The 6,805-nt window shown below is 76.2% G+C and carries 8 protein-coding genes; 6 read left to right on the top strand and 2 right to left on the bottom strand.

All coding sequences use genetic code 11. The features are described 5' to 3' along the window. From rfaE2 to AB0G32_RS36920, 4 genes are all read left to right on the top strand, one after another. On the top strand, positions 1-487 hold a 487-nt coding region (rfaE2, locus tag AB0G32_RS36935; RefSeq protein WP_361174088.1), incomplete at its 5' end, for a D-glycero-beta-D-manno-heptose 1-phosphate adenylyltransferase. Beyond that, the gene (locus tag AB0G32_RS36930) at positions 484-1,437 is read left to right on the top strand and encodes a glycosyltransferase family 9 protein (protein WP_361174085.1); all 954 of its coding nucleotides are present in this window, start codon (positions 484-486) and stop codon (positions 1,435-1,437) included. The genes rfaE2 and AB0G32_RS36930, both read left to right, overlap by 4 nt. Beyond that, the gene (locus tag AB0G32_RS36925) at positions 1,434-2,351 is read left to right on the top strand and encodes a glycosyltransferase (protein WP_361174082.1); all 918 of its coding nucleotides are present in this window, start codon (positions 1,434-1,436) and stop codon (positions 2,349-2,351) included. The genes AB0G32_RS36930 and AB0G32_RS36925 overlap by 4 nt, the downstream gene beginning before the upstream one ends. After that, the gene (locus tag AB0G32_RS36920) at positions 2,348-3,244 is read left to right on the top strand and encodes a glycosyltransferase family 2 protein (protein WP_361174079.1); all 897 of its coding nucleotides are present in this window, start codon (positions 2,348-2,350) and stop codon (positions 3,242-3,244) included. Before AB0G32_RS36925 ends, AB0G32_RS36920 begins: the two co-directional genes overlap by 4 nt. Positions 3,245-3,247: 3 nt before the next feature. Here the strand turns inward: AB0G32_RS36920 and AB0G32_RS36915 are convergent, their stop codons facing one another. Further along, positions 3,248-3,556 (bottom strand): DUF3040 domain-containing protein, encoded by a 309-nt coding sequence (locus tag AB0G32_RS36915; RefSeq protein ID WP_361174076.1) that lies wholly within the window; start codon positions 3,554-3,556, stop codon positions 3,248-3,250. 68 nt (positions 3,557-3,624) lie between these two features. Next, the gene (locus AB0G32_RS36910) at positions 3,625-4,542 is read right to left on the bottom strand and encodes a polysaccharide pyruvyl transferase family protein (RefSeq protein WP_361174073.1); all 918 of its coding nucleotides are present in this window, start codon (positions 4,540-4,542) and stop codon (positions 3,625-3,627) included. Here AB0G32_RS36910 and AB0G32_RS36905 point away from each other — a divergent pair. Together AB0G32_RS36905 and AB0G32_RS36900 are read left to right on the top strand one after the other, a co-directional pair. Continuing rightward, positions 4,537-5,031 carry a hypothetical protein gene (locus AB0G32_RS36905; protein WP_361174070.1) on the top strand — a complete coding sequence of 165 codons (495 nt, stop codon included), beginning with the start codon at positions 4,537-4,539 and terminating at the stop codon, positions 5,029-5,031. The genes AB0G32_RS36910 and AB0G32_RS36905 overlap by 6 nt on opposite strands. A gap of 98 nt (positions 5,032-5,129) precedes the next feature. After that, positions 5,130-6,800, top strand: a complete 1,671-nt coding sequence (locus AB0G32_RS36900) for an AMP-binding protein (protein ID WP_361174067.1) — start codon at positions 5,130-5,132, stop codon at positions 6,798-6,800. Positions 6,801-6,805: the final 5 nt, after the last annotated feature.

Below are 6,805 nucleotides of genomic sequence, written 5' to 3'. Positions count from 1 at the left end.
CCGGCCCCGGCCGGCGCCCCGGTCCGACGCCGACGACCCGCACGCCCTGGCCGCCCGGATCCGTGCCCAGCACGGCACGGTCGTCGCGGCGGGCGGCTGCTTCGACCTGCTGCACGCCGGCCACGTCGGCCTGCTCCAGGCCGCCCGCCGGCTCGGCGACTGCCTGGTGGTGTGCGTCAACTCCGACGCCTCGGTACGCCGCCGCAAGGGCGAGGGCCGGCCGGTCAACCCGGTCGCCGACCGCATCCGCGTACTGCGCGCCCTGGCCTGCGTGGACGCGGTCGCCGTCTTCGACGAGGACACCCCCGAGCGGCTGCTGGCCGACCTGCGCCCGGACGTCTGGGTCAAGGGCGGCGACTACGCCGGCGCCGACCTCCCCGAGGCCGCGCTGCTCGAGGAGTGGGGCGGCCAGGCCGTCCTGCTGCCCTACCTCGACGGCCGTTCGTCGACGGCCCTGATGGCGCGGGCGGCGGAGGGCGTTCGATGACGGTCGCCGCCCGGCCGCCCCGCCTCCTGGTCCTGCGCGCCCTCGGCCTCGGTGATCTGCTCGCCGGGGTGCCCGCGCTGCGGGCGCTGCGGCGGGCGCACCCGGACCGTGAACTGATACTGGCGGCCCCCGCCGAGCTCGCGCCGGTCGCCGCCGCCACCGGCGCCGTCGACCGGCTGCTGCCCGCCGCCGCACCCGGCCGGGCGGTGCCCGCCGTCCTCGACTGGACCGGCCCGCCCCCCGGCCTCGCCGTCGACCTGCACGGCAACGGCCCGGCCAGCCTCCGCCCGTTGGCCGCCCTGCACCCCCGGGTGCTCCTCGGCTTCGCGGCGGCCGACGGTCCGCCCTGGTACGCCGAGGAACACGAACGCGACCGCTGGTGCCGCCTGCTGACGGCGTACGGCATCGACGCCGACCCCACCGACCTGCTGCTGCCCCGCCCGCCGGGGCCGTCCCCGGCGCCCGGCGCGGTGGTCCTGCACCCCGGCGCCGGCGCCCCCTCCCGGTGCTGGCCCGTGGACCGGTACGCGGCCGTCGCCGCGGCGCTGCGGGCCCGCGGCCACCGGGTCGTGGTTACCGGCGGGCCGGACGAGAACGACCTGGTGGCCCGGCTGGCCAAGGACGCCCGGCTGCCCGACACCGATGTCTTCGGCGGCGGCCTGCCGTACCACCGGCTGGCCGCCCTCGTCGCCGGCGCGCACGCCGTGATCAGCGGCGACACCGGCGTCGCACACCTCGCCGTCGCCCACGCCGCCCCCTCCGTCACCCTCTTCGGCCCGGTCCCGCCCAGCCGCTGGGGCCCGCCCCCGCACCCCCGCCACCGGGTCCTGTGGCACCCCGGTCCGGACGGCGCCGGCGACCCGCACGGCGACACCCCCGACCCCGCGCTGCTGCGCATCACCGCCGGCGAAGTACTGCACGCCGTCGACGCCCTGAGCGAGGCCCCATGAACCACGCCCTCACCACCACCGGACCCACCCGCACCGACCGCGCCCCGCACGCCCCGGTCGGCATCGTCATCGCCACCCGCAACCGCTCGGCGCGCCTGGCCACCACCCTGCGCCACCTCCTCGACCTGCCCGAACGGCCCGAAATCCTGGTCGCCGACAACGCCTCCACCGACGACACCCGCGCCATGCTGGCCCGCGACTTCCCCCGGATACGGGTGCTGTCCCTGCCCTTCAACCGCGGCGCCCTGGCCCGCACCCACGGCGTCCGCGCCCTGGACACCCCGTACGTGGCCTTCAGCGACGACGACTCCTGGTGGGCCCCCGGCGCGCTGGCCACCGCCGCCCGGCTCTTCGACGCACACCCCCGGCTCGGCCTGCTCGCCGCCCGCACCCTCGTCGGTCCCGCCGAGTTCGCCGACCCGCTCAACGGCGTCCTCGCCGACTCCCCCCTCGGCGGTGCCGCCGACCTGCCCGGCACCCAGGTGCTCGGCTTCCTCGCCTGCGCCTCCGTGGTCCGCCGCGACGCGTACCTGGACGCCGGCGGCTACCATCCGCTGCTCTTCTTCGGCGCCGAGGAGACCCTCCTCGCCTACGACCTGGCCGCCCGCGGCTGGGGCGTCACCCACTGCCCCGAGGTCACCGCCCACCACCACCCCGACCCCGGCCCGCGCGCCGACCGCCCCGCTGTGGTGCGCCGCAACGAACTCCTCACCGCCTGGCTGCGCCGCCCGCTCCCGCACGCCCTGGCCCGCACCCGCGCGCTGGCCGCCGACGCCCGCCGCGACCCGCACGCCCGGCGGGCGCTGCGCGAGGTCCTCACCCGGCTGCCCGCCGCGCTGCGCGACCGCCGGGCGCTGCCCCCGCACGTGGAACGGGCCGCCCGCCGCCTGGACGGAACGGAAGCCGGCTCATGACTGACCCCCGCACCACCGTCGTCGTCATCACCCACAACCGCCGCCCCGAACTCCTGCGCACCCTGGCCCATCTGGCCGCCCTGCCCGAGCGGCCCCCGGTCGTCGTCACCGACAACGCCTCCACCGACGGCACCGCGTCAGCCGTCGCCCGCCACCACCCGGAGGTACGGCTGCTGCGCCCGGGCCGCAACCTGGGCGCCGTCGGCCGCAACCTCGCCGTCCGCCAGGTCCGCACGCCCTACGTCGCCTTCTGCGACGACGACTCCTGGTGGGCGCCCGGCTCGCTGTCCGGGGCCGCCGACCTGCTCGACGCGCACCCCGCCCTGGGCACCGTCACCGCCCGCATCGTCGTCGAACCGGACGGCACCGAGGACCCCATCGTCAAGGAACTGCGCGACTCACCGGTCCCCGGCCCCCACTGGCTGCCCGGCCCGGCGCTCGGCTCCTTCCTGGCCGCCGCGACCGTGCTGCGCACCGACGCGTTCCGCGCCGCGGGCGGCTTCCACCCCCGGCTGTGGCTGGGCGGCGAGGAGGAACTGCTCGCCGCCGACCTCGCCGCGGCCGGCTGGTGGCTGACGTACGCCGACCACCTGGCGATCCACCACCACCCCTCGGCGGTACGGGACGCGACGCTCCGCCGCGCCCACGGCATCCGCAACACCCTGTGGTTCACCTGGCTGCGCCGCCCCGCCGGCTACGCCCTGCGCCGCACCCTGCACCTGGCCCGCACGGTCCCGCGCGACACCGCCTCGCTGCGCGCCTTCGCCGAGGCGGCCGCCGCGCTGCCGTGGGTGCTGCGCGAACGCCGGGTGCTGCCGCCGGACGTGGAGGCCCGGCTGCGCACCCTGGAACCCGCGCAGCGCGCCTCGACGGCCCGCAGCTACACCGGCTGACCCTCAGCCGTCCGCCCAGCGGCACATCAGCCGGAACACCGCGAACAGTGTCACCGGCCAGACGGCGGCGAACGCCCAGATCACGCCGGGCTCGGAGGTGACGATGCCGGTCACCATCAGGGTGACGGAGCCGGCGAGCAGCAGCAGGACGGTCAGGGCGCGCGGGCGGTACGTCAGCAGCCGCGCCGGATCGGGGCGCCGGTCCGGCCGGAAGGTGCGCAGCCGCCGGTCGAGCCGGCGGTCGCGGCGCAGGGCGCGTTCCATGTCGTCGAGGATGCGCTGCTCGTGTTCGGGGAGTCGGCTGACGCTCATGGGGCCTCCTGCGGTGTCTCCTCACGGGGCGGACCGACGCACCCCCGAGTGCCCGCGCCGCCCGGGGGCTAACCGGCGGGCCGCGCCCCGAGCGCCGCGACGAGTCCGTCCGCCGTGTCCGCGGCGGTGTCCGCCCGGAAGGCGGCGGCGACCCGCCGGGCCGCGCCGCGCCCGTCCGCGAGACACCACCGCCACCACCGCTCCAGTACGGCGGTCCCCACCTCGTCGGCGTCCACCAGCGCGGGCCAGCCGCAGGCCCGGGCCTGCGCGGTCACCTTCGCGCCGCCCGCGACCGGGTCCACCGCCAGCGCCGGAACCCCGGCCCGCAGGGCCAGCACCAGCCCGTGCAGCCGGTCGGTGACCACCAGGTCCAGCCGGGACAGCACGGCCTCCAACTGGCCGGCCGTACCGCACAGCCGCCAGTCGTGGGCGTCGAGCCGGGTCTCCAGCTCCAGGCGGGCGCAGTCCCTGCCGCCCAGCCAGTCCGTCAGCGTCTCGGCGACCTCGGTGTGCCGCCGCCGGTCCGCGTACTCGCGCTGCCCGTGGGTCAGCACCACTCCCACGACCGGCGGCCCGGCCGAGGCGGGGGCGGGGGCGCGGGCCGCGAGGTCCAGGGTCGGCTCGGCGCCGGGCGCGTCCCGTACGAGCACCCGGTGGAATCCGGTGACGGCGGGGGAGCGGGGGTCGACCACCGAGACCCCGACAGCGATCCGCACACAGTGCGCGAACCGCCGGTGCAGTTCCTCGATCCCCGGCCCGTGCGCGGGCCCGCACACGAAGACGACGTGCGTGTACGCGGCCGGATCGACGTCCTCGAAGTGCGTGCCGTCCGCCCGGAACCCCGGGCTCCACACCACGTCGTACCCGAGCCCCGCCGCCCGCAGCACCGCCGCCACCCGGCGCAGCGCCAGCACGTCCCCGGCGGTCGCCTCCCCGTGCAGGAAGCTGAACCAGCCCGTCACCAGGATCTTCCGTCGCTCGTGCACGGTGCCGACGGGTTCCCGTCCGGCCCCGGCCCATGCGCCGTAGGGTGGTGCGGTACACGAGCGCCGTGCGCGGCCCGGGGGCGGCGGTACGCGGACGAGCAGCACCACAGCCGTGGCACCGGCGGCTACGCCCAGTACAACCGGGCCTGGTCCACCAGGACCTGGGACGACGGCATCACCGACGAGCTGGACATCACCGAGGACCGCAAGCGGGAGATCCGGCTGGCTCTCGCGGCGGCGAAGCAGCGGGCGGCCGGGCCCGCCGACGAGCCGGTCGCCGAACCCGACGACGACGCGGAACGCGGCGGGAACGGTGCCCTCGTCCTGGCGGTGGGCGCCGTGCTCGTCGCGGCCTCCGCCTACGGCATCCGCACGGCGGCCCCGTACGTGCGGAAGTTCCTGGCCGACAAGGCCGCGCCGCGCATCAGGAGACCGCGGCAGTCGGGGCCGGCGGGGCGAGAACCCGCCCGCCCGGCGCAGGACCAGTAACCGGCGTCCCTCCTTTGGGGCTGGTGCCACCAGGGGCGATGACCGGAAGATGGCTGCGAGCCGCCCGGCCATGGTCCGGCACCTAGGAGGACGACACGATGACGACGGCGACGCAGAGCTTCCGCACGGCCCGCGACTTCCTGCTCGCGCACCGCGAGGACTACACGGCCGCCTGCGCGGGCTTCGAGTGGCCCCGCCCCGAGCACTTCAACTGGGCGCTGGACTGGTTCGACGTCATCGCCGACGGCAACGACCGCACGGCGCTGCACATCGTCGAGGAGGACGGGACGGAGTGCCGCCGCTCCTTCGCCGCGATGTCGGCCAGTTCGAACAGGGCCGCGAACTGGCTGCGGGAGCGGGGCGTCGGAGCGGGCGACCGCGTCCTGGTGATGCTGGGCAACCAGGTGGAACTGTGGGAGACGGCCCTGGCCGCGATGAAGCTGCGGGCGGTCGTCATCCCGGCCACCCCGCTGCTCGGCCCCGCCGACCTGCGCGACCGGGTGCGGCGCGGCCGGGTGGCGCACGTGATCGTCCGCGCCGAGGACACCGGCAAGTTCGCGGACGTCCCCGGCCCCTACACCCGTATCGCGGTCGGCGGCGCGGCGGACGGCTGGCAGCCGTACGAGGAGACGGAGGCCGCGTCGGAGGTGTTCGCCCCGGACGGCCCGACCCCCGCCGACGCCTCCCTGATGCTGTACTTCACCTCGGGCACGACCGCCCGCCCCAAGCTGGTCGAGCACACCCACACCTCCTACCCCGTCGGGCACCTGGCGACCATGTACTGGATCGGTCTGAAACCCGGCGACGTGCACCTGAACATCTCCTCGCCGGGCTGGGCCAAGCACGCCTGGTCCAACCTCTTCGCGCCCTGGAACGCGGAGGCGACGGTCTTCATCCACAACTACACCCGCTTCGACGCGGAGCGGCTGCTGCGCGAGATGACCCAGGCCGGCGTCACCACGTTCTGCGCCCCGCCGACCGTCTGGCGCATGCTCATCCAGGCCGACCTGACCCAGCTCCCCACCCCGCCCCGGGAGATCGTCGCGGCGGGCGAGCCGCTCAACCCGGAGGTGATCGAACAGGTCCGCCGGGCCTGGGGAGTTACCGTCCGCGACGGCTTCGGCCAGACCGAGACGGCCGTCCAGGTCTCCAACAGCCCCGGTCAGATCCTGAAATCGGGTTCGATGGGTCGCCCCAGCCCCGGCTACCGCGTCGAACTCCTCGACCCGGTCACCGGCGCCCCCGGCGCCACCGAGGGCGAGATCGCGCTCGACCTCGCCGCCCGCCCGGTCGGCCTGATGACCGGCTACCACGGCGACCCGGACCGCACGGCGGAGGCGATGGCGGACGGCTACTACCGCACCGGCGACATCGGCTCCCGCGACGCCGACGGCTACCTGACCTACATCGGCAGGTCCGACGACGTCTTCAAGGCATCCGACTACAAGATCAGCCCGTTCGAGCTGGAGAGCGCGCTGCTCGAACACGAGGCGGTCGCGGAGGCCGCGGTCGTCCCCGCTCCCGACGACCTCCGCCTGGCCGTACCGAAGGCGTACATCGTGCTCGCCGCCGGCTGGGAACCCGGCCCGGACACCGCGAAGGTCCTCTTCGACCACTCCCGCCACACCCTGGCCCCCTACAAACGCCTGCGCCGCCTGGAGTTCGGCGACCTGCCGAAAACGGTGTCCGGCAAGATCCGCCGCATCGAACTGCGCGAGGCGACCGCCGCCGGCTCCGACGCGGAGTACCGGGAGGAGGACTTCCGCTGACCCCT

Source organism: Streptomyces sp. NPDC023723, from assembly GCF_040639815.1.
In the GTDB taxonomy this organism is placed as follows: domain Bacteria; phylum Actinomycetota; class Actinomycetes; order Streptomycetales; family Streptomycetaceae; genus Streptomyces.
Note: the sequence above shows the minus strand (reverse complement) of the source record. Positions and strands in the feature narration are given on the sequence as shown.